This window comes from Baekduia sp., assembly GCF_035996765.1.
Taxonomy (GTDB): Bacteria; Actinomycetota; Thermoleophilia; order Solirubrobacterales; family Solirubrobacteraceae; genus Baekduia.
The window spans coordinates 36,913-58,449 of record NZ_DASYJG010000074.1 but is presented as its reverse complement, the minus strand read 5'-3'; the positions used below and the strand labels follow the sequence as shown (position 1 = coordinate 58,449).

The 21,537-nt window shown below is 70.6% G+C and carries 19 protein-coding genes; 5 read left to right on the top strand and 14 right to left on the bottom strand.

All coding sequences use genetic code 11. The features are described from left to right. Positions 1-32 precede the first annotated feature (32 nt). Genes VGO10_RS16390 through VGO10_RS16380 form a run of 3 tightly spaced genes read left to right on the top strand, consistent with a single transcriptional unit; the run spans position 33 to position 3,604 of the window. Entirely contained in the window at positions 33-1,460 is a 1,428-nt protein-coding gene (locus VGO10_RS16390) for a sensor histidine kinase (RefSeq protein WP_327470288.1), read from the top strand. A gap of 45 nt (positions 1,461-1,505) precedes the next feature. Continuing rightward, positions 1,506-3,377: a hypothetical protein gene (locus VGO10_RS16385; RefSeq protein WP_327470286.1), complete on the top strand. Its 1,872-nt coding sequence runs from the start codon at positions 1,506-1,508 to the stop codon at positions 3,375-3,377. After that, entirely contained in the window at positions 3,374-3,604 is a 231-nt protein-coding gene (locus VGO10_RS16380) for a hypothetical protein (RefSeq protein WP_327470284.1), read from the top strand. Before VGO10_RS16385 ends, VGO10_RS16380 begins: the two co-directional genes overlap by 4 nt. Before the next feature lie 10 nt (positions 3,605-3,614). Here VGO10_RS16380 and VGO10_RS16375 read toward each other — a convergent pair whose 3' ends face one another. The 3 genes from VGO10_RS16375 to VGO10_RS16365 all read right to left on the bottom strand — a co-directional run bounded on the left by VGO10_RS16375 (position 3,615) and on the right by VGO10_RS16365 (position 6,951). Next, entirely contained in the window at positions 3,615-3,833 is a 219-nt protein-coding gene (locus VGO10_RS16375; protein ID WP_327470283.1) for a hypothetical protein, read from the bottom strand. An 81-nt stretch (positions 3,834-3,914) separates the two neighbouring features. Further along, a complete protein-coding gene (locus tag VGO10_RS16370) occupies positions 3,915-5,015 on the bottom strand; it encodes an XdhC family protein (protein WP_327470281.1) in 1,101 nt (366 codons plus the stop codon). Positions 5,016-5,052: 37 nt separating this feature from the next. Continuing rightward, positions 5,053-6,951 carry a LamG-like jellyroll fold domain-containing protein gene (locus VGO10_RS16365; protein ID WP_327470279.1) on the bottom strand — a complete coding sequence of 633 codons (1,899 nt, stop codon included), beginning with the start codon at positions 6,949-6,951 and terminating at the stop codon, positions 5,053-5,055. 395 nt (positions 6,952-7,346) lie between these two features. Here VGO10_RS16365 and VGO10_RS16360 point away from each other — a divergent pair, with 395 nt between their 5' ends. Beyond that, positions 7,347-8,528: a helix-turn-helix domain-containing protein gene (locus VGO10_RS16360; RefSeq protein WP_327470277.1), complete on the top strand. Its 1,182-nt coding sequence runs from the start codon at positions 7,347-7,349 to the stop codon at positions 8,526-8,528. Positions 8,529-8,538: 10 nt separating this feature from the next. On the opposite strand, the gene VGO10_RS16355 is transcribed toward VGO10_RS16360, so the two are convergent. From VGO10_RS16355 to VGO10_RS16340, 4 genes are all read right to left on the bottom strand, one after another. Further along, complete coding sequence (locus VGO10_RS16355; RefSeq protein ID WP_327470275.1) at positions 8,539-9,324, bottom strand: SGNH/GDSL hydrolase family protein; 786 nt, start codon at positions 9,322-9,324, stop codon at positions 8,539-8,541. Positions 9,325-9,423: 99 nt separating this feature from the next. Continuing rightward, positions 9,424-9,816 (bottom strand): ribosome silencing factor, encoded by a 393-nt coding sequence (gene rsfS / locus VGO10_RS16350; protein ID WP_327470273.1) that lies wholly within the window; start codon positions 9,814-9,816, stop codon positions 9,424-9,426. A gap of 40 nt (positions 9,817-9,856) precedes the next feature. Further along, positions 9,857-10,501: a nicotinate-nucleotide adenylyltransferase gene (nadD, locus tag VGO10_RS16345; RefSeq protein ID WP_327470271.1), complete on the bottom strand. Its 645-nt coding sequence runs from the start codon at positions 10,499-10,501 to the stop codon at positions 9,857-9,859. 4 nt (positions 10,502-10,505) lie between these two features. Beyond that, positions 10,506-11,750: a glutamate-5-semialdehyde dehydrogenase gene (locus VGO10_RS16340; RefSeq protein WP_327470269.1), complete on the bottom strand. Its 1,245-nt coding sequence runs from the start codon at positions 11,748-11,750 to the stop codon at positions 10,506-10,508. A 121-nt stretch (positions 11,751-11,871) separates the two neighbouring features. Between VGO10_RS16340 and VGO10_RS16335 the strand changes: the two genes are divergently transcribed. Next, on the top strand, positions 11,872-14,064 hold the full coding sequence (locus VGO10_RS16335) for a glycoside hydrolase family 15 protein (protein ID WP_327470267.1): 2,193 nt from the start codon (positions 11,872-11,874) through the stop codon (positions 14,062-14,064). Here VGO10_RS16335 and proB read toward each other — a convergent pair. From proB to VGO10_RS16300, 7 genes are all read right to left on the bottom strand, one after another. Beyond that, entirely contained in the window at positions 14,046-15,146 is a 1,101-nt protein-coding gene (gene proB / locus VGO10_RS16330) for a glutamate 5-kinase (RefSeq protein WP_327470265.1), read from the bottom strand. The two genes, VGO10_RS16335 and proB, sit on opposite strands and share 19 nt — an antisense overlap. A gap of 73 nt (positions 15,147-15,219) precedes the next feature. After that, on the bottom strand, positions 15,220-16,566 hold the full coding sequence (obgE, locus tag VGO10_RS16325; protein WP_327470263.1) for a GTPase ObgE: 1,347 nt from the start codon (positions 16,564-16,566) through the stop codon (positions 15,220-15,222). Positions 16,567-16,620: 54 nt separating this feature from the next. Next, a complete protein-coding gene (locus VGO10_RS16320; protein WP_327470261.1) occupies positions 16,621-16,905 on the bottom strand; it encodes a TfoX/Sxy family DNA transformation protein in 285 nt (94 codons plus the stop codon). Between the two features lie 516 nt (positions 16,906-17,421). After that, a complete protein-coding gene (locus VGO10_RS16315) occupies positions 17,422-18,876 on the bottom strand; it encodes an MFS transporter (protein ID WP_327470259.1) in 1,455 nt (484 codons plus the stop codon). Between the two features lie 114 nt (positions 18,877-18,990). Beyond that, a complete protein-coding gene (rpmA, locus tag VGO10_RS16310) occupies positions 18,991-19,257 on the bottom strand; it encodes a 50S ribosomal protein L27 (RefSeq protein ID WP_327470257.1) in 267 nt (88 codons plus the stop codon). Between the two features lie 7 nt (positions 19,258-19,264). Then, a complete protein-coding gene (rplU, locus tag VGO10_RS16305) occupies positions 19,265-19,573 on the bottom strand; it encodes a 50S ribosomal protein L21 (protein WP_327470255.1) in 309 nt (102 codons plus the stop codon). 9 nt (positions 19,574-19,582) lie between these two features. Next, complete coding sequence (locus tag VGO10_RS16300; protein WP_327470253.1) at positions 19,583-21,520, bottom strand: Rne/Rng family ribonuclease; 1,938 nt, start codon at positions 21,518-21,520, stop codon at positions 19,583-19,585. Positions 21,521-21,537: the final 17 nt, after the last annotated feature.

Genomic DNA, 21,537 nt, shown 5'->3' with positions numbered 1-21,537 from the left:
TCTGCACCGGCCGGGACGCGACGATCAGGCGCATGAGCGCTGCCCGTACCGTCGCCATCGTCCTCGCCGCGCTGGCGTGCGGCGTCGCGGTCGTGCCGCTGGTCCTGGCCAGCGACCACCAGAACGGGACGACCGTGTGGGCCATCTTCGGCCCGATCGCCGGCTGGAGCTTCATCGGCACGGGCCTCTACGCGCGGCGTCTGCGCCCGGAGAGCCGTATCGGCATGTTGATGGTCCTGCTGGGCTTCGCGTGGTTCCTGTCGGCCCTCGGCCTCGCCAACGCGCGGCTGCCCTACTCCCTCGGGCAGATCCTCGGCGGACTGTGGGGCGCGCTGTTCCTGCAGCTCATTGTGACCTTTCCCTCTGGTCGGCTGAGTACTCTGTGGGACCGGGCGATCGTGATCGCCGGCTATGTGACGTTCACGGTGGCAACCGTGCCGGCGATGCTCTTCGCTGGTCCACACGAGCTGGGCTGCGACGACTGTCCGGTCAACGTCCTGCTGATCGATCGCGACCCGACGCTCGCGAAGATCGGACTGGCGTTCCAGACGCTGCTCTACCTGGTGTTGTTCATCATCGTGCTCGTGCGCCTCTCGCAACGCTGGCGACACACGAGCCCGCTCGAGCGGCTCCAGCTCACGCCGGTCTACGCGTCGGGGCTTCTGACCTTCCTGCTCGTGACGGTGGGTCAGGCCGGCGTCGGTGACGTCGCGTGGTGGGCGGCGTTCGTCGCGATGGCCATGCTGCCGTTCGGCTTCCTGGCCGGGCTGCTGCGCAGCCACGTCGCGCGCCTGGATTCCGAGCTGCGTGCCCGTCTCCAGGAGCTGCGCAGCTCGCGGACGCGGCTGGTCGCGGCCGGGGACGCCGAGCGCCGCCGCCTGGAACGCAACCTGCACGACGGCGCACAGGGACGGCTCGTGGCCGTCGCGCTCATGCTCGGCCATCTGCGCAGCAGCGTCGGCGCGCAGGCCGAGATCGCGCCGACCCTCGATCGTGCCCTGGAGGAGTTGAAGACGAGCCTCGCCGAGCTGCGCGAACTGGCGCGCGGCCTGCACCCAGCGGTGCTGACCGACCGAGGTCTGGAGCCTGCCGTCCAGGCGCTCGCCCGGCGGGCGTCGGTGCCGGTGCTCGTGGACATCGACGGCGGCGAGCGCGCTCCGGCCGCGGTCGAGATCGCCGCGTACTACATCGTGTCGGAGGCACTCGCGAACGTCGCCAAGTACGCGCAGGCCACCGAGGTGACCGTCACGGTCCGGCGAGCGCATGGGCGCATGACCGTCGAGGTCACCGACGACGGCGTCGGGGGAGCCGACACCGACCATGGATCTGGCCTGCGCGGCCTCGCCGACCGCCTCGAGGCGCTCGACGGCACGCTCGCGCTGGACAGCCCGCCCGGCCGCGGGACGCGTCTCCGTGCGCAGATTCCCTGCGCCGGCGAGCGGGTGGGCGCTTCGGTCTGAGCCACGTTTCCTGTGGTTCGTCGCAAGGTCAAGGATACTCACGATGTGATCGCGCCCAGAGGTTGGAGCGTCCTGATGATCGTGGGGTTGGTCGCGCTGTTCGCGGCGCCTACGGCCGGGGCCGCCAAGAAGGCCAAGCATTGCCCCGCGGGCCAGGTCCGTCGGACGATCACCTACGTGCATCACAAGGGCGGGCCCGTCGACCATGCGACCGGGTGCGTCGTCAAGAACGTGATCATCCCGACATCGGTCGCGGCCGCGCAGAGCAAGCTCCGCGCGCTCGCCGCGACGCTCGTCCCGGTCAAGGTCGCGCGCGCGTTCAAGACCAGTTCGGCCCGCAAGGTCGCGGCGATCGACGCCAAGACGGATGCGGCGTTCGTCGCCTACGCGAATGCTCACGCCCCGATGCCCGAGCCGGTGGCGCAGTCCGCCTTCCATGGCGTCCACGCCATTGCGGCCGAGACCAAGTCCGCCGACGGCAACAGCGTCACCAACGACAACGGCACCGAGACCAAGCACGCCGACTACGCCAACATCATCAACACCGCCGAGGACAGCGGCGAGGATTGGCAGTCGACGACAACGACAAAGGCCACACGTGTCACGGGCGCCCGCGCCGCCTCGACCAAGCGAGTCCTGAAAGTCCGCTACGTGATGAACAAGTGTCCGGACGCGACCGGCGCCTCCCACGGAACGCTGGACATCAGCCAGCGCATCACATCGACGAGCGGCACCACGGTCATCGGCGAGACCGCGACGCTCAACGCCCAGGTCATCGTCCACTTCGGCGACAACGCGCAGTTCGCGTCGGTCGAGGTCATCGGCACGTGGAAGTTCACGTCGCACACGGCGCATTCCAATCGCTCGGTCAGCGGCAATGTCTCAGCAAGCAACGGCCAGGTGATCGAGGGCCGCGCCTACGTCGACCTCTCGACGACGGTCACGACCGGCACCGACGACAACATCGCGGCCGGCGGTGGTCTGCTCGGCGCCTACATCGCCCATATCGTCGGCCATGACTACGTCATCGACATGATCGGCGCCGCTCGGGGTCGCCCGGAGGGCGGCGGCTGCGTGCGCATCGTGCCCAACGCCGACACGGTGCACGTCAAGCTGGGTGGCAGCGTCGCGATCGTCGCCCACCTGACCGACCACCACGACCAGACGTTCTCCGGCCCCATGTCCGCCATCAACACCTCGGGCCGCGTGAATCCGGCCGACACCCAGGCCGACACCGACGCGACGTTCACCTACTACGCACCGCTGGACGCCAAGGGCGGCGACACCGACATCGTCCGGCTGACGCACGCCTCCAAGCGCGGCAAGGGCCACGACGCCATGGTCAACGTCGTCATCGATCCCCGCAGCGGCTTCCCCCACCAGTACGACGGCACCTGGACGCGCGTCACCACCTACCTCGGGATCACCGTGACCGTGCACGGAACGGCCACCTACGTCCACAACCCGGTGTTCCCGGCGTATCTCGACGGGACGACGTCGATCCCCTACGACGTGGTGAGCGCGAGCGTGACGTGGGCGGTGACCAATCCGGCCGGCCCGTGTTCGGGTGGGGGCAGCGCCGACGCCACGCAGAACGACGCGATCGGCGCGACGGCGATGACGCTCGAAGATGTCAGTGCCAACCCCTACGCGCCGCACCCCGAGCCCCGACCGTTCTACTACTCGCTGCGCGCGCACGGGGATGCGATCCATCCCCCGACCTACCCCTGTGGTCCGACGACCGAGTCGATCGGCACCGACTACCTCGACATCGGCCACGTCAGCCCGATCGCCCCAGAATCCTCGTTTGACGACGTCGTCAAGAGCGACAACATCAACCTGCTCCACGGACACCTGGAGCACGACGAGTCGGGCCTGCACGTCGTCGATGACTGGAGCTTCACGGGCTCGGGTTGAGCTCAGTCCTCGCTGGCCGCCGCGCCCTGGACCTTGTTGAACGCGCAGCGGAAGCGCTCGGCCAAGCCTCCGCCGGCGGCGACGCCATCGGTGCCGTTGCGCTCGCCGGCATCAAGCGCACCATCGTCGCGGCGACGATCAACCGCCTCAAGCGCGGCGGCGAGCTCGAGCCGTTCGGCGAGGGTGTGCGCGTGCCGTTTGTGGCGCGCGACGGCGCGGCGGCTTAAACGAGGCGCGCTAGCGCGCGAAGCTCGGGCTCCGCAGCGTCGCCAGCGGCACCGTGCCCTGCGGGTTGAGCAACTCGATGTCGATGGCGTAACGGCCGGGGCGCGGCGGCGCCGCGACCCAGACGGGCCAGTCACCCTCGTCCTCGTCAGACGTGCCCGTGATCGTGATCGCGCGCTGCTCCCCCGAGCTGACGACCGGCACGAAGGTCCCCGCCGGCTCACCGTGCACGCGCCATCATGCACACCAAGATCCTCGGCGTATAAATCAAAAAGCAGAGCAACATAGTGGTACTCACCTTTAGGCCAGCTGTCAGGACGCGCTCAACACTGACTGCGGCTCGTGAATGCTGCCCGTGGCATCCAGGAGACGACCGCCAGCGCGACCCCGGCGCACGGCGACGATCTCCGACATGATCGACAACGCCGTCTCGGCGCTGGTCTGGCCGCCGAGGTCGAGGCCGATCGGGCCCGAGATGCGCTCCAGCGCGGTCGCGGCGACGCCGGCCGCCAGCAGACGCTCACGCCGCCGCGCCTGCGTCCGGCGGCTCCCGATCGCCCCGATGTAACCGGCCTCCGAGGCCAGGGCCGCGACCAGCGCCGCGTCGTCAAGCTTGGGATCGTGAGCCAGGACGCAGATCGCGGTCGTGCGGTCGATCGGCTCGAGCTCGGCCAGCGCGCGTTCCGGCCAGGCCACGATGGTCCGCTCAGCCGCGGGAAACCGCGCCGCCGTCGCAAAGCGCGAGCGCGGGTCGATCACGAACGAGCGCCACTCGGCCAGCGCCGCGACCGCGGTCAGCGCCACGGCGATGTCGACCGCGCCAACGACGATCAGCCGCGGCGGCGGCGCGACCACGTCGACGAAGAGCGTCGCTCCGGCAACGGTGTGCAACGCTCCGCGCTCCGACCACAGGGCCGCATGCGCAACCTCCAGCGCCGCCACGTCGAGCGCCGGATCACCCAGCGTGCCCTCGGGCTCGCCATCGGCCGGCACGAGCAGCTTGGCGCCGACGCGCGGGGCGTCTCGCAGCGCGGTGACGAGGACCGCCCGCCGCCCATCGCGCGCAAGCGCCGCGCAGCGCGCCTGCAGGCCCTCAGGGTCATAGCCCTCGACCCAGACGGTGATCTCTCCCCCACACGGCAGCCCGATATCCCACGCCTCACCGTCGTCGAGCCCGTAGTGCAGCAACTGCGGCACGCCGCCGGCCAGGACCCGTTCGGCGACCTCGACCACCGCACCCTCGACGCAGCCGCCCGACACCGCGCCGACGACCGCCCCACCGGCGGTCAACGCCATCTTCGCGCCGACCGGCCGCGGCGCCGAGCGCCGCGTCTCGACCACCGTCGCCAGCGCGACACGATCGCCCCCGGCGACCCAGCGGGCGATCGTGTCGTGGACGCTGCCGGCGGTCATGTCGACCTACCGTAGCCGCGTCCTCCCCCCTTCGAGCTCAGCCGTCGACCGGGCGCAACAGGTCGGCCTGGATCTCGGCGCCGGTCAGCGCGTGGTCATAGACCCGCACCTCGTCGATGCGACCGCGGAAGGAGGTCGCGGTCGAGACGCCACCGCCGATGCGCAACGCGCCGGCCGCCGCGACGATCGAGCCGCTTGCCCTCCGCGAGGAGATCCACTCACCGTTGACGTAGATCCGCACGCGATCGCCGCTGAACGTCACGGCGACATGGCTCCAGCGGCCCAGCGGCAAGCCCGTCTTGGCGCGAGCGCGCGCAACCGAGCTGGCCGTCGCGGCCACCGCGGTCCGCACGCTGCCGGCCGGTCGCCGCAGGTCGCTGGCATATAGCCCGTAGGCGGTGCCCCTACCGCGTCCCTTGAGCAGCACCAGGCGCTGGCCGCTGGCCGAGGTCGGCCGGACCCATGCCTCGAGCGTCAGGCCGTCGGTCAGCCGCAGTTGGGCGGAGTCCGGAACCGTCACGCGATCGTTGATGCCGTCGAAGGAGAGCGCGCGGGCGAAGCGACCATGGGCGGTGCGCGTCGCGCCGATGCGGCGACCGTCGAGGCCGTGGCCCGAGGCGTCGCGCACGGTGGCGCCCGAGGTCTCATCGAAGCCGAAGGCCGCCACGAGGCCCGACGATGTGGCGGTTGCCACGGCGGCCCCGAGGCCCGGGTCGGCCCCCGGCCCACCGCCGGGGATCGGGGTGCTGCTGCTCGGGACCTTGCCGATCGGCACCTTCCCGCTGCCGGGCAAAGAGCCGCCGCCCGCCGCCGGCGTCGGCGTGCCGCCGGTGCCGCCCGGCGTGCCGGGAACGGGCTGACCGTTGCCCGGCGCGCTGCCCGAGCCAAGCTCGAACGCGCCCGCATCCGGGCCCGCGCCGACGAAGCGGTTGCCGCCGTTGAAGTCCTCGGACGGGAAGTTGGTGGTGTCGCCGGCGTCGATCACCGGGCTCCCGCTCAGCGGCGTCCCGTCGGCGGCGAGCTTCAGCGACGAGACCTGCTTGTCGGTGGAACCGCACTTTTGCTCGGTCCACACGTTGTGGGAGTACGTCGCGCGGATCGCACCGCAGGCGCTGCTCATGCCGTTGCCCGCGTTGCCGACCCACGTTTGGGACTGGCCGACGTCGGCGTCGTCGTCGACCTGCACCTCCTGGCGGCCCGGGAACGTGTTGTAGCGGACGGTGGCGTTGGCGTAGTAGACGTCAAGCGCATAGGCGCCGCAACCGCTGATGCCGGTCATCGTGTCGCCGAAGACGTTCTGCTCGACGAGGAGGCCATCGCGCTCGTTGGCGCGGATGTTCATGCACTCGTTGTCGTAGAAGCGGTTGCGCACGATCTTGATGTTCTGCGGCACCTGATCCGGATCGCCGCAGTTGCAGAGCTGGATCGCGTCGGAGTGCGCCGCGGAGGTCGGCGCGCGCAGCCCGTGGATGATGTTGTTGGAGATCGTCAGCCCGGTGTTGACCTGCGCGGTGCGCGTCTGCTCGTAGATGTCGATCATGTCGCCGTTGGACCACGACGTGCCGCCCGCAGCGGGCTCGATCAGGTTGCCGTCGATCGTCGCGTTCACGCTGCCCTCGACGTAGATCATGTTGTTGATCGTGGCGCCGCGGATCGTGACGTTCGTGGAGCGGAAGATCTGGGCCGCGCCTTCGCCGGCGCTGCCGGTGATCCGGCCGCCGGTTACGGTCGGGCCGTTGGCGCCCGAGAAGTCGAGGTAGGACAGCTGCGCGTTGGCGTCCAGCTGGAAGGTCACCGCCTTCTGACAGGTGAGCTGTTGCGAGCCGTAGCTGCCCGCGGGAACGGTGACGACGTCCCCCGCGGCCGCGGCCGCGCAGGCCGTGTTGAACGAACGGCCGTTGAGCGGGACGGTGGCGGCGATTGCGGTGCCCGCCACGGCAAGGGACAACAGCGCGACCAGGGTGGTCGCAAGGGCGGACAGAACGGCGCGGATGGTGGCGCGGGGACGCCTCCTTCTCAGCACGAAAATCCTCCGGGGATGGACAGCAGGTCAGCAGCAGCCGGCGCGCGCCGCACTCGCGACGGACGTGTCCCAGCCACCTTCGGACGGAATCGACGCCAGGGAGGTCTGGACCCCCTGCCCCGTGCGTCGAGACGGGGACGTTTCTACCACACCTGTCGGAAGTTCAAGCGTCCCGGTCCCTACAGGTTTCCGGGGCGCAAGCCAGTCTCCTCCTTGGAGATCGGCGCCAAGTCGCCGGATTATGAGCGCTGGCAAGGGCTCAATGCCGAGATTCTTGCTTTCCGGAGCGACGCGGGCGAGCATGGGCCATGGCGCTCGACGCGCGGAGCACTCCGCGGCCCTGGCATGCGCTCCCGACCGATCTCGGGGCGCTCGTCTGCGCGGCGATCCCGGCGATCGCCGACGAGCTGGTCGACGTGCTCGGCCCCGCGATCCCCGTGTACCGCTCTCTGGAGGGCCCGTTCGGCCGTGACGTCGTCGCGGCGGTCGCCGACGCGCTGCACGACTTCGCGGGCGTGATCGAGCACCGTCCACCGACCGTCGGCGCCGATCGCGCGCTGTACGTCGCCGTGGGCGAGCGCTGGTTTCGCTCTGGCCACAGCCTCGACGACCTGCAGTCGGGCTACCACCTCGGGGCGCGCGTGGTCTGGCGTCGCATCGCCGCGGTCGCCACCGACGCGGGCGCCGAAGCCGAGACGGTGGCCGTCCTGGCCGACGCGCTGTTCGCCTACCTCGACGAGATCGCAGCGGTCACGGTCGAGGGCTTCGTCGCCGCGCAGGCCGCCGCGGCCGGCGAGCTCGAGCGCCGGCGCGCGCAGCTCGTCGCCACGCTGGTCGCCGATCCGACGCCGGAGCGTGCGGTGCTCGAGCGGACTGCGGCAGACGCCTCGTGGCCGCTCCCGCGCTCCGTCGCGGTCATCACGCTCGCCGCTGACCACGGAGGCTTGCGCGATCGGCGACTTCCCGGCGACCTGCTGATCGGCAGCGTCGACGGCGCCGCCTGTCTGATCCTGCCCGACCCCGACGGCCCGGGGCGCCGCCAACAGCTCGAGCTCGCGCTGCGCGGCCATGCGGCAGCACTGGGCTCGACGGTGGCCGCTGAGCACGCCGCGCGCAGCTGGGCGCGCGCTCGGGCCCTGTGGCGCCTGCTCGACCCCGGCGTGCCCGGCCTGCTGGTCGCCGACGACCACCTGCTCGAGCTCCTCCTCGCCGAGGACCCCTCGCTGGTCGACGACCTCGCGCGGCTGCGCCTTGCCCCGCTCACCGCGCTGGCACCCCGCTCGCGCGAGCGCTTGGAATCCACCCTGCTCGCCTACCTGCGCCACCGCGGCAACGGCCCGCGTATAGCCGCCGCCCTGCAGGTGCATCCGCAGACCGTGCGCTACCGCCTCGCCCGCCTCCGCGACCTCCTCGGAGCCGCGCTCGACGACCCCGAAGCACGCTTCGAGCTCGAGGTCGTGCTGCGCGCTCGGAGCGCAGCACGACCGTGACGAGCTCCGCTTAGCCGATCACGGACCGGACCAACGGCTCGTAGCCCGACTTGTGCCCCGTGCGATTCGGGTGGTAGCTGTCGCTGACCGGGTTGGAGAGGCCGTTGAGCCACTCCGTCGACGAGCACACCGCATGGCCCGTGAACGACGGGATCGCGTCCTTGAACGTGAAGCCGTGGGCCGCTGCCCGCGCCGCCGTCACGTTCTTCAACATGTCGGCGGTCTGGTTGAGCTTGGTCATCTCGTCGGTGCTGAAGAACGTCCCCGCGTTGCAGTCCACGCCCATGAACAGGCGCGGGTAGCCGAGGACCACGACGGTCGCGCTGGGCGCTCGCGTGTGGATCTGCGTGTAAACGCTGTCGAGCTGCGCCGGCAACGTGTTGTTGATGTAGTTCTGCGCCGTGGTGATGTTGCTGTTACAGCTCACCAGCGGGAGCGCGCACTGCGTGATGACGTTCGAGAAGCCAGCGTCGTTGCCGCCGATCGTGATCGTCACGATGTTGGTGGACGTGCTCAGCGACTGCACCTGGTTGGCGAGCACGTCGGTCGTCTTGGCTCCCGAGCACGCCACGAACGTCAGCGTCGTGTTCGGCCGGTCGGCCTTGATCAGCGCCGGGTAGGCGAAGGGGCCGCGCTGGCAGCCCGAGTTCAGGGAGTAGTCCCTGGTTCCCGTTCCCGACGAGTAGCTGTCGCCAAGGGCGACGTAGTTGTCGGCGAGCGCCGCCGCGGTGACCCCACCGCTGCACGCACACACGACCATGACGACTCCGATGAGCCGCCGCGTGATGGACCGCACCTTCTCCTCCTGTGTGTCGATCGAAATACCGCGACCGACCCTACGGGCGGCTCATCACACAGATCTTGTCACCGCGAGCACAAAATGCTCACGGACTCCTTAGCGTTGCGGAACCTCTTCGAGCTCGAGCGCCAGCCGCGGGACGTCGCCCCAAAGCTGCTCGAGGCGGTAGAACTCGCGGACCTCGGGGACGAAGACGTGGACGACGATGTCGAAGTAGTCCATGAGGATCCAGCGCGACTCGCTGACGCCCTCGACGCGGCGCGGGAACTGGCCGTGGTCCTTCTTGAGGCCTTCGTGGATCGCGTCGTGGATCGCCTTGGCCTGGCGGTCGCTGTTCCCCGAGCAGACGACGAAGAAGTCGGTGTAGCTCGACACGCCGCGCAGGTCCAGCACGGTGATGTCGACGGCCTTCTTGTCGGCGGCGTAGGAGGCCGCGAGCTGCGCGAGGCGCTCGGGGCTCAGCTCTTCTGGTGACTGGGGATCGGACATTTCAATGGTCTGACTGGGCAAGAGGACGCTTCCTCCATGGTCATGCTGATGGTGATGGGCTACCGACCGGGCTCCGGTAGAGCCCGTGCTGTGCGATGTACGCGGTGACCGGATCGGGCACCAGGTACCGGATGGGATGTCCGGCGGCCACCCGCCGCCGGATCAGAGAAGACGAGAGGTCGATGCGCGGCAGGTCGAAGAACTCGGCGCGCTCTGCTGCGCCAGGGACCGTCGCCAGCCGTTCCAGGATATCGGCCCGGCGCGCGCCCTGGCGCTCGGCGACGGCGAGGCGTGCCAGGGCCGCCACCTCCGCGGGCTCGCGCCACGTCGGGAGGCTGGAGGCCATGTCGCCTCCGACGATGAACGTCAGGTCGACTCCCGGGTGCAAAGCATGCAGTGCGCGCAGCGTATCGGCCGTGTAGGACGCTCCCCCGCGCGCGACCTCGAGGTCGGACACGGCGAGGCGGTCGTCGCCGGCGACGGCCAGCCGGCAGAGCTCCAGCCGCACCTCCGGGCCCGGGTCGTCGGCCGCCTCCTTGTGCGGCGGCGTGGCGACCGGCATCAGCAGGACGCGGTCGAGCTCGAGCTGGTCGTAGGCCTCTTGGGCGGCGAGCAGGTGCGCGAGGTGCGGCGGGTTGAAGGTCCCGCCCAGGATGCCGAGGCGATCACCCGGAGCAATCGCCATCGGATCAACCGCGGACGTGTCCGTCTCCCCGCACGACGTACTTGAACGAGCACAGCTCGCGCAGGCCGATCGGCCCGCGCGCGTGGAGCTTCTGGGTCGAGTTGCCGATCTCGGCGCCGAAGCCGAACTCGCCGCCGTCGGTGAAGCGGGTCGAGGCGTTGACGTACACGCAGGCGGCATCGACGCCGAGCTCGAAGACACGTGCCGCCGGATAGCTACCCGTGACGATCGCCTCGGAGTGGCCGGAGCCGTGGCGGTTGACGTGGTCGACGGCCTCCTGCACGGAGTCCACGATCCCGACGGCCAGGGTCAGCGCGAGGAACTCGGTGTCCCAGTCGGCGTCGGTCGCAGGCGTGACCGCGCCGTCCAGCGCGCGGACGCGTTCATCGCCGCGCAGCTCGACGCCCGCGTCGCGCAGCGCGGCGAGCGCGCCGGGCAGGAACGCGCCGGCGACCTCGGCGTGGACCAGCAGCGTCTCGGCCGCGTTGCAGACGCCGGGCCGCTGCGTCTTGGCGTTGATGATGATCTCGCGGGCCATGTCGAGGTCGGCGGCCGCGTCGACGTAGACGTGGCAGTTGCCCGACGCGGCGAAGATCATCGGGACGGTCGCGACCTCGGTGAGCGCCTTCTTCAGCCCCTCGCCCCCGCGGGGGATGATGAGGTCGACGAGCTCGTCCTGGGTCGCGAGCTCAGCGAGCTCCTCGCGGCCGCCGCCGGCGACAAGGCCGATCGCGCCGTCGGGCGCGTGCTCGGCGGCGATCGCCGCGAGGATCGCGTTGGAGTGCGCAGCGCTCGAAGAGCCCCGCAACACGATGGCATTGCCCGACTTCAAACAGAGCGCGGCGGCGTCGATCGTGACGTTCGGCCGCGCCTCGTAGACGACCGCGACGACGCCGAGCGGGGTCCGCGTCTTGGCGACATCCAGGCCGTTGGGCAACCGGAATCCATCGATCGCCTCCCCCACCGGATCCGGCAGAGACGCGATGTCGCGCACCTGCGCAGCGATCGCGGCGATCCGCTCGGGATCGAGCAGCAGCCGATCCAGCAACGCATCTGACAGCCCCGCCTCGCGCCCGGCCTCCAAGTCCCGCGCGTTGGCCTCGAGGATCTCGACCGTCCGCGCCTCCAGCGCATCGGCGATGGCGTTCAGGGCAGCGTCCTTCTCGGCCGTCGGCAGCATCGCCAGACGGCGCGACGCGGCGCGCGCAGAGCGGCAGATGTCGGTGACGGAGGCGACGGAGACGGCCATGGCTTAAGCGTACGGCACCGATGACGTGGTCTCTTGTGTCTTCCGTGTCACCGGGCATGGGTTCAACCCGGCCGGTCCGGGTACCGCAGACGACGTCGGCGCCACGCAATGGGAGGGTCACATGCCGTCGTTCGCTCGCCTGCTCGCCGCAGGGATCGCAGGGGTCCTGCTCACGGCCGCGCCCGCCGCGGCGCACCAGCATCCGCATCCGCCGCGACCCATCACCGGTCCGGCGCCCGGAGGGCCGGGGACCGATCCTGGCTTCCTCGCCTCCGACAAATCCGGCGTCCTTACCTCGACGACCCCCGACAGCAAGCTCTGGGCGACCATCCAGAAGGAGGGCGGCCTCGGCGAGATCTTCTATCCCGACCTCGCCACGCCGAGCGCCCGCGCCCTGCGCTTCGTCGTCAGCGACCGCGCCGGCGGCACGGCGAGCGCCGGTGAGGTCACGACCCGCCTGCTCGATCCCAAGAGCCTCACCTACGCCCAGACGGCCACCGACCCCCAGGGCCGCTGGCGCCTGACCACCACCTTCACCACCGACCCGCAGCGCGCGACCGTCCTGGCCGACGTGCGCTTCGCCGCACACGGGCGCGGCCGCTACGCGGTCAACGCGATCTACGAGCCGACCCTGGCCGACACGCGCACCGACGACTCAGCCTCGACCCAGCAGCGTGGCACCGTCCTCGCCGCGAGCGACGGCACGAGCGCCAGCGCGCTGATCGGCCGGCCTGCGTTCGCCGCGACCGCCAACGGCTACCGCGGCACGAGCGACGGCGACACCGATCTGGCCGACGGGCGCCTCGACTGGCAGTACTCGTCCGCCGGGCCAGGGAGCGTCGTGCAGACCGCGCAGCTGAGCCTCGACCGCCGCGGCCACGCGTCCCTCGCGCTCGGCTTCGGCGCCGACCCGGGCGCCGCGCTCGGCAGCGCCCGCGCGTCGCTCTCCCGGCCGTTCGGCGCCACGCTCTTCTCCTACGCGCGCGGCTGGCAGGACTACCTCGACGGCCTCAAGCGCCCCCCGGCCTCGCTGCAGGGCGCCGACCAGCGCCGCCTCTACAACGTCTCGGCCATGGTCCTGGCGGCCAGCGAGGACAAAACCCACCGCGGCGCCTATGTCGCCTCCCCCACGATGCCGTGGCGCTGGGGCAAGGAGGCGCCCTCGGGGCCCTACCACCTCGTCTGGTCGCGCGACCTCTACCAGATCGCCACGGCGCTGATCGCCGAGGGCGACGAGGCCGGGGCCAACCGCGCGCTGGACTGGCTCTTCGACGTCCAGCAGAAGCCCGACGGGTCGTTCCCGCAGAACTCCAAGCCCGACGGGACGCCGGTGTGGACCGGCCTGCAGATGGACGAGGTCGCGTTCCCGCTGATCCTCGCCCACCAGCTCGGGCGCACCGACGCTGGCACGTGGTCGCACGTCAAGCGCGCCGCCGACTTCTTGGTGTCCTACAAGGATCCGGAGACCGGGAACACCGCGCCGTGGTCGCCGATGGAGCGCTGGGAGAACCAGGACGGCTACTCGCCGGCGACGATCGCCAGCGAGATCGCGGGCCTGGTCTGCGCCGCGGAGATCGCCAAGGCCAACGGCGACACCACGTCAGCCGATCAGTACCTCGCCACCGCCGACGCCTGGCAGGCCAAGGTCAAGGACTGGACGGTGACCACCAACGGCCCGTACTCCAACGACCCCTACTTCCTGCGCCTGACCAAGGACGGCAACCCGAACGCGGGCACGCCCTACAGCACCGGCGACGGCGGCCCGTCAGCCGCCGACCAGCGCACGGTCGTCGACCCGAGCTTCCTCGACCTCGTGCGCCTCGGCGTTCTACCGGCCGACGACCCGACGATCACCAACTCCATGAAGGTGGTCGACGAGCAGCTCGGCGTCCAGACCGACCGCGGCTTCTTCTGGCACCGCGCCGCGTTTGACGGCTACGGCGAGTTCCGCGACGGCTCCGGCTGGGACTTCGGCCAGGAGCCGGACTCGCGCACGACGATCGGCCGCGCGTGGCCGCTGCTCAACGGCGAGCGCGGCGAGACGCTGATCGCCGCCGGCGATCTGGCGGGCGCGGGCACGCAGCTGCAGACGCTGGCCAACGCGGCGGGCCCGGGCGACATGCTGCCCGAGCAGGTCTGGGATCAGAACCCGCCGGCTGGGCAGCCGGGCTTCGCGCCGGGGACGCCGACCTTCTCGGCGACGCCGCTGGCCTGGACGCACGCCCAGTTCATCCGGCTGGCCTGGGATCTGCAGGCCGGCAAGGTCACCGAGCAGCCGGAGGTCGTCGCGGCGCGCTATGCCAGCACGAAGTAGTCGCGGTGCACGGCCTCGGCGGCCGCGCGCGGGAGGACCTCGCGGACCTGCGCGGACTGGAGACCCTGCACGCGGCGCAACTCACTCGCCGAGAGCGTGACGATGCCCTTGCCCAGCAGCGTTCCGCCGTCGGCGTGGATCTCGACGGCGTCGCCGGCGGCGAACTCGCCGTGGACGTCGGCGACACCGACGGGCAGCAGCGAGGTGCCGCCCTCACGCAGCGCTCGAGCCGCGCCGTCGTCGACGACGACCGTGCCGGCGGCGGGCTTGGCGTAGCGCAGCCAGAGCTTGAAGGAGGAGATGCCCAGCGCGCGTGCGGGGAAGTGGGTGCCCTCGTCGGTCGCGCCGGCCAGCACGGCGCCGAGCGCCTCGTGGCGCAGCCCGTTGACGATCGCGGCGGGGATGCCGGCCGCCGTCGCCATCTCGGCGGCCACGACCTTGGAGCGCATGCCGCCGGAGCCGAGCGCCGAGGTCGAGTCGCCGATCGCGGCTTGGGACTCCAGCGTCGCGAAGTCGGTGATCTCGCGGACGATCGCGGCCTGCGGATCGCTGCGGGGGTCCGCGGTGTAGACGCCGTCGACACCGGTCAGCAGCAGCAAGCGGTCGGCCTCGACGAGGATCGCGACCTGCGCCGCGAGGAAGTCGTTGTCGCCAAAGGAGATCTCGTCGGTCGCCGTCGTGTCGTTCTCGTTGATGATCGGGACGACGCCCCAGTCCAGCAGCCGCCGCAGCGTCTGGCGCGCGTTGAGGTAGTGCGTGCGGTGGCTGAGGTCATAGAACGTCAGCAGCACCTGCGCCGCGGTGACGCCGCGAGCGGCGAGGAGCTCGTCGTAGAAGCGAAACAGCCGCCCCTGCCCCACCGCGCTGGCGGCCTGCAGGTCCTCGATCGCGCTCGGCCGGCCGACGATGCCCATCGTGTCCAGCCCGCGCACGATCGCGCCGCTGCTGACGATGACGACGTCGTCGCCGGCGCGCCGTCGCGTGGCGACCTCGTCGCAGATCGCGGCGAGCACCTCGGTGCGGAGCGTGCCGTCGTCACCGGCGGTGATGCCGGAGCCGAGCTTGATGACGTGGCGGGCCATGCGGCGCCGAAGACTACGACGGGTGGAGTTCAAACACGATGCCGCCGATTTCGACTCGACATCGGCGCCACCGTCATGACGGATCGAGCTCAAACACGACGCCGCCGATCTCGACATCGTCGCCTGGAGCGAAGCCTTCGGCCTCCAGCGCGCGGATGACGCCCATGCGGTGCAGGCGGCGCTCGACGTGCGCGAGCGCGTCCATGTTCTCCATGTCGTGGCGTGCGATGAGACGGTCGACGCCCTCGCCGGCCACGCGCCACAGACCGTCCTCGACCTGCTCGACCTCGAAGTCCTTGCTGCGCCGGCCCGCGGCCGGCCGGAAGACGCGGTGCTCCTCCAAGCTCTCACCCGCGTCGAGGCCAGGCGGCAGCGGCGCGTCGACCAGGACCGGCACGCGACGGAACAGCTCGGCCTTGAGCTCCTCGAGGCCCAGGCCCGTGGCCGAGGAGGTGATCAGCACCGGCGTCGCCTCGACCGGCTCCTCCCACTCCTCCAGCTCGGGCAGCTCGGCGGCGAAGCGCTCGCGCCAGACCTGCGCGGTGACCTCGGCCTCTTCAGGAGAGACGAGGTCGGCCTTGCTCAGGGCGAGGATCCGCGGCAGCGTCGCGAGCCGCCCGTCGTACTCGGCGAGCTCACGCTCAATCGTGGCGTAGTTCTCCTCCGGGTCGCTGCCGTCCAGCGGCGCGAGGTCGAGGACATGGACGAGGAGCCGCGTGCGCTCGACGTGGGCGAGGAACTCGTGGCCGAGGCCGGCGCCGTCGGAGGCGCCTTCGATGAGGCCCGGGATGTCGGCCAGCACGAGTTGGCGCTCGTCGCCGTCGAGCGTGCCGAGGATCGGCTCGAGCGTCGTGAAGGGGTAATTGGCGACCTTCGGCGCCGCGCGCGTCATCCGGCCCAACATGGAGGACTTGCCCGCGTTGGGAAGGCCGACGAGGCCGACGTCGGCCAGCAGCTTGAGCTGCAGGTCGAGCCAGCTCTCCGCGCCGTCCAGGCCGCGTTCGGCGAAGGTCGGCGACTGGTGCGTGGCGCCGGCGAACTTCTTGTTGCCGCGGCCGCCCGAGCCGCCCGCGGCGATGGTGATGCGCGTGCCGGGCACGACGAGATCGTGCAGGATCGTGCCTGTCTCGTCGATGACCTGCGTGCCCGGCGGCACGCGGACGATCAGATCCTCACCGTCGGCGCCATGGCGCTGGTTGCCCTCGCCGTGGCGGCCGCGCCCGGCCTTGTAGTGGGCCCGGCGCTTGAAGGACTGCAGGTCGCGGAACGAGTCGTCGCAGAGCAGGACGACGGCGCCGCCGTGTCCACCGTCTCCGCCATCGGGCCCGCCCTTGGGCACGTGCGCCTCCCGGCGGAAGCTCATGCAACCGTTCCCGCCACCGCCCGCCTGGACGAAGATGCGCGCCTTGTCGTACAGCATGTGTGCCTGAGAAGGTAGCCGGACGCGGCGCTGGCGGCCGGCCGGGTGGCAGCGTCAGTGCGCGGCGGGCTGGCCGGCTGCGGCCAACGCCGCGCGGGCAGCGCCCGCCACCGCATCGCGGTCATCGGGCGAGAGCTGCATCCACCGCACGCCCCGCACCGCACCCTCCAGCGCGAGTAGCGAGCACAGGCAGTCCTGCGACCCCACGGCGTTCATCCGCAGCCACGCTTCCTGGGCGCCGACATCGCGCAACGCCTCGACATCGGGCACGCCGACGGCGCGCAGATCATGCGCCAGCGCGGGACCGATGTTGACCACGTCCTCCAGGCGGTCGGACATGCGTCAAATGATACGTGTCATAGCGCGCGGGCGTCCACTCCGGCTGGGGGTGCGGGCGTCGATGGCAGGCAGTTCGCGGCGCTGGTCGTGCTGCACGGCGTGGTGTGTCGTCACCGAAGAGAGCGAGCGGGGCCGGTGGCGCGTGGCGTTGGCTCGTCGTCCGCTCGCGCCCGGGAAGGGCTGGGCCCGTTTGCCGCGATGGGCTCGCGCTCAACAGGCCCACCTCCACGCAGACGCCCCCGGCCACCGGTGGTGCGGTGCCGATCGCGCGGAACCCGCGTATATCGCGGGTTGTACGCGATCGACCAAACTGAACGACACCAAACCCGCGATATACGCGGGTTCGATGTCGTTGAGCGAGATTCGGGCCCGAATTGCCTGCCCGAGGCGCCAGCGGACGACCGACCCGACCGCGAAGCGCCTATCCCGCTCGCTCTCCTCGGTGCCGACAGACCCCGCCGCGCAGCACGACCAGCGCCGCGAACTGCGCGCCAGCAGCGCCCGCGCAACGCCGCCCTACGCCCCCGCGCTCTCCGCCCGCGACCGCGCCTCCGCAGCCGCCCGCGCCCCGGCGCGCGCCAGCGTCGTCGCGCTGATCACGGCGCCGATCGCCGCGAAGCCCGCGCCCACGAGGAAGGCCCGCTGGAAACCCTCGGTCAGCGCCACCTCGTGCGAGACGGTGCCCGCGACGTCGGCGGTGTGCTGCGTGGCGATCGTCGCCAGCAGCGCCAGGCCGATCGAGCCACCAACTTGGCGGAAGGTGTTGACCAGCCCGGACGCCAGCCCGGCCTCGGGCCCGCGCACCCCGGTCGTCGCCGCGATCGTCACCGACACGAACGCGCAGCCGAGGCCCGCAGCCGTCACGATCGACGGCCCAAGGACCTGCACCGCATAGCTGCCGTCGGCCGAGACGCGACTCAGCCCGAGCATCCCGAGCGCCAGCAGCACCATGCCGATCGTCAACACGACGCCGGCCCCCAGGCGACCGGTGAGCCTGCTGGCCACCTGCGAGGTGGCGATCAGCGCAAAGGTCATCGGCAGGAACGCCACGCCGGCCTCGATCGGGTCAAAGCCCTTGACCTGCTGCAGGTAGAGCGACATGAAGTACCACATGGCAAACGCCGAGGCACCGATGCAGAAGACCACCAGGTTGGCCGCCGTCACCGGGCGGTTGCGGAAGATCCGCAGCGGCACGAGCGGCGCGGTCGCCAAGCGGCCCTCGATCAACGTGAAGGTCGCCAGCAGCGCCAGCCCGAGCGCGATCGTCACCAGCGTGCGCGTCGAGCCCCAGCCGTGCGCGTCGGTCTCGACGATCCCGTAGGTCAGCACCACCAGGCCCGCGGTCACCGTCAGCGCGCCCGACAGGTCAAACGAACGCGCCGCGCCGACATCGCGCCGGGCACGGGTGACGACGCGCAGTCCGGCGATCGCCGCGACGATCCCGATCGGCACGTTGATCAGCAGGATCCAGCGCCACGACAGCGTCTGGGTCAGGATCCCGCCCAGCAGCGCGCCGGTCGCGCCACCGACCCCGCCCATCGCGCCCCAGAGCCCAAGCGCCCGGTTGCGCTCACCACCCTCGGTGAAGGTCGTCGTGAGGATCGACAACGTCGCCGGCGCGACAACCGCGCCACCGAGACCCTGGACCGCCCGCGCCGCGATCAGCTGCCCGTCGGTCTGCGCGATCCCGCCGAAGAGCGAGGCCAACGCGAACAGCAGCAACCCACCGGCGAAGACCTCACGCTGGCCGATCAGGTCCGCTGCACGCCCGCCGAGAAGCAGGAAGCCCGCGAACGTCAAGGTGTAGGCGTTGACCACCCACTGCAGTCCCGTGGCCGAGAAGCCGAGGTCGCTGCGGATCGACGGCAGCGCGACGTTGACGATCGCGACATCGAGGATGACCATGAACTGCGCCAGGCAGCAGAGGGTCAGGATCAGCGTTTTGTGGCGGGCGGCATCGGCGGAGCTCACACCCCACACTGTTGCACACGCAATCACCGCCTGCGCGCCCGCGTCCCAAGAACGACAACGGCCGGCGCATACGCGCCGGCCGCAGCCGATCAGTCTCTAAGGAAAGGGTAGCCGCTAGGCCGCGGCGTCCTCGTGCGGCAGCACCGACACGACGCGCCCGCGGCGGCCGGTCTTGAACTCGAGCGTGCCGGGCGCCTTGACGAACAGCGTGTCGTCCTTGCCCATGCCGACGCCCGCGCCCGCCTTGAAGCGCGAGCCGCGCTGGCGCACGATGATCTCGCCGCCGGTGACGACCTCGCCGGCGAACCTCTTGACGCCGAGGAACTGGGCGTTGGAGTCGCGGCCGTTCTTGGAGGAGCCGAGGCCCTTCTTATGTGCCATAAGTCGCTCAGCTCCCCTTCGAGATCTTGGTCACGCGGATGCGCGTGAGCTCCTGGCGGTGGCCCATCTTGCGACGGTAGCCCCGCTTGGGCTTGAACTTGTTGACGCGCAGCTTGGGGCCACGCAGGTGCTCGACCACCTCGGCGGCCACGGAGACCTTGCCCAGCTTGTCGCCGAACAGGGTGTCCTCCCCCGCGAACAGGAGGGGCTCGAGGTCGAGCTTGGCGCCGGCGTCGCCAGGCAGCCGCTCGACGAGGAGGGTCTGGCCCTCTTCGACGCGGTACTGCTTGCCGCCGGTCTTCACGATTGCGTACATGGTCTCTCGTTACTCCGAAGTCGCCTCGGCCTTGACAGCCGAACGGCGCCGTCCACCTCTGCGGCCGCGGCGCCTGGGCTTGGATTCTAGCGACTCACCGTCCTCCCCGCCTTCTTCCTCGCCGTTGTCGATCAGGGTGGCCACCGCGGCAGTTCGCCCGGCCTCCTCGATGCGCACGAGCTTCTTGGTTCCGACGAACCGCCCGCCGTTGACCACGGAGATGATGTAGCCGTCGATCTTGGCGACCGCGTCGTCGACCTCGTACATGTGCGGCTCGATGATGTTGACCAGGACCTCGTCGCCCTCCTTGAAGGGGATCGCGCGCTCCTCGATGTCCTGCGAGGCCCCTTCCTGGGTGATCGCGAAGTGGTCCAGCGGCAGGCCCTCAGAGCCCTCGAAGTGGAAGATCTTGCCGGTCTCGGCCTCCAGCGCGTGCAGCACGCGGGCGCCCTCCCCGGTGAACTTCGCGCTCACGCGCGGGTTGACCTGGACCAGGAACGCCTCGGTCCCGCGCTTGGCGCGCGCCGCGATCTCGCGCAGCTGGCGCTCGAACTCGATCGCGATCGTCTCCTCGGACTTGATGACGCCCTCGCCGTGACAGGTCGGGCACGGCCTGGACATGATCTCCCGGACGCCCTCGGTCACGTTCTGGCGCGTCATCTCGACGAGGCCGAGCTTGGAGATCTCGGCGGTGAACGTCTTGGTCCGGTCCTCGTCGAGCGCCTTGCGCAGCGTCTTCAGCACGGCCTCGCGGTTCTTGGCCCGCGCCATGTCGATGAAGTCGATGACGATGATCCCGCCGATGTCGCGCAGCCGCAGCTGCTGGACGACCTCGTCGGCGGCCTCCAGGTTGGTGCGCGTGATCGTGTCCTCCAGGCGCGCCTGCTTGCCGCGCCCGACGAACGACCCGGAGTTGACGTCGATGACCGTCAGCGCCTCGGCGTACTCGATCAACAGGTAGCCGCCGCTGGGGAGGTCGACGCGCTTGGACATCAGGCCGTCGATGACCTTCTCGACGTCCCAGGACTCAAAGAGCGGCTTGGACTCCTGCCAGAGCTCGACGCGGTCGACCAGCTCGGGCGCCGTGCGGCTGAAGAACGAGACGAGCCGGTGGAACTGCTGCTCGTCGTCGACGATCGCCTTCTCGAAGTCCGCGCTGAAGATGTCGCGCACGACGCGCACCGACAGGTCGGCCTCTTGGAAGACCATCTCGGGCGCGATGGTGTCGGCGACGCGCTTGTCGAGGACCTCGTGGAGCTTGAAGAGGTACTGCAGCTCGCGCTCGAAGTCCTGGCGCGTGGCGCCGTGAGCCGCGGTGCGGACGATCGCGCCGCCGCCCTTGAGGTCCAGGCCCTTGGCCTCGCGGCGCAGGCGGTCGCGCTCCTTGTCGTCGAGGCGCTTGGAGACGCCGACGCCCTCGCCGGTCGGGGTGTAGACCATGTAGCGACCGGCGATCGTCAGGTCCATCGACAGGCGCGCGCCCTTGGTCTTCAAGGGGTCCTTGACGACCTGGACGACGACCTCCTGACCGGGCTTCAAAAGCTCACCGATCGACTTGCCCTTGGAGCCGGCGCGCCCGCGGCGCGCGACCTCCACGCCGGGGATGACGATCTCGTCGACGTGCAGAAAGCCGTTCTTGTCGAGGCCGATGTCGACGAACGCGGCCTCCAGCCCGGGCAGGACGTTGTCGACCTTGCCCTTGTAGATGTTGCCGACGATGGAGCGGTTGCCGCGGCGCTCGAGGTAGAGCTCGGCGACGCGCCAGCCGTCGTTGGCGGCCTTTGTCCTGGGAGCGGCCTTGGTGGCAGAGGCGTTGCCGCTCGCGGCGGCGTTGCCCCCACGGCTTCGGTTCCGTCGCGGACTCGCGGCGGCCGGAGCTCCGGTGGCTTCCATCAACGCCACGCGGGTTTCCCCGCGGTCCACGCTGACGAGCACTTGCTTTCTCACGATAAGTAGGTCCTTAC

Bases quoted from the DNA above. Each gene is read 5' to 3' on its own strand.
- VGO10_RS16390 (WP_327470288.1), top strand. From the start codon at position 33: ATGAGCGCTGCCCGTACCGTCGCCATCGTCCTCGCCGCGCTGGCGTGC.
- VGO10_RS16370 (WP_327470281.1), bottom strand. From the start codon at position 5,015: ATGACCGCCGGCAGCGTCCACGACACGATCGCCCGCTGGGTCGCCGGG.
- VGO10_RS16360 (WP_327470277.1), top strand. From the start codon at position 7,347: ATGGCGCTCGACGCGCGGAGCACTCCGCGGCCCTGGCATGCGCTCCCG.
- rsfS (WP_327470273.1), bottom strand. From the start codon at position 9,816: ATGTCCGATCCCCAGTCACCAGAAGAGCTGAGCCCCGAGCGCCTCGCG.
- nadD (WP_327470271.1), bottom strand. From the start codon at position 10,501: ATGGCGATTGCTCCGGGTGATCGCCTCGGCATCCTGGGCGGGACCTTC.
- VGO10_RS16340 (WP_327470269.1), bottom strand. From the start codon at position 11,750: ATGGCCGTCTCCGTCGCCTCCGTCACCGACATCTGCCGCTCTGCGCGC.
- VGO10_RS16335 (WP_327470267.1), top strand. From the start codon at position 11,872: ATGCCGTCGTTCGCTCGCCTGCTCGCCGCAGGGATCGCAGGGGTCCTG.
- proB (WP_327470265.1), bottom strand. From the start codon at position 15,146: ATGGCCCGCCACGTCATCAAGCTCGGCTCCGGCATCACCGCCGGTGAC.
- obgE (WP_327470263.1), bottom strand. From the start codon at position 16,566: ATGCTGTACGACAAGGCGCGCATCTTCGTCCAGGCGGGCGGTGGCGGG.
- VGO10_RS16320 (WP_327470261.1), bottom strand. From the start codon at position 16,905: ATGTCCGACCGCCTGGAGGACGTGGTCAACATCGGTCCCGCGCTGGCG.
- rpmA (WP_327470257.1), bottom strand. From the start codon at position 19,257: ATGGCACATAAGAAGGGCCTCGGCTCCTCCAAGAACGGCCGCGACTCC.
- rplU (WP_327470255.1), bottom strand. From the start codon at position 19,573: ATGTACGCAATCGTGAAGACCGGCGGCAAGCAGTACCGCGTCGAAGAG.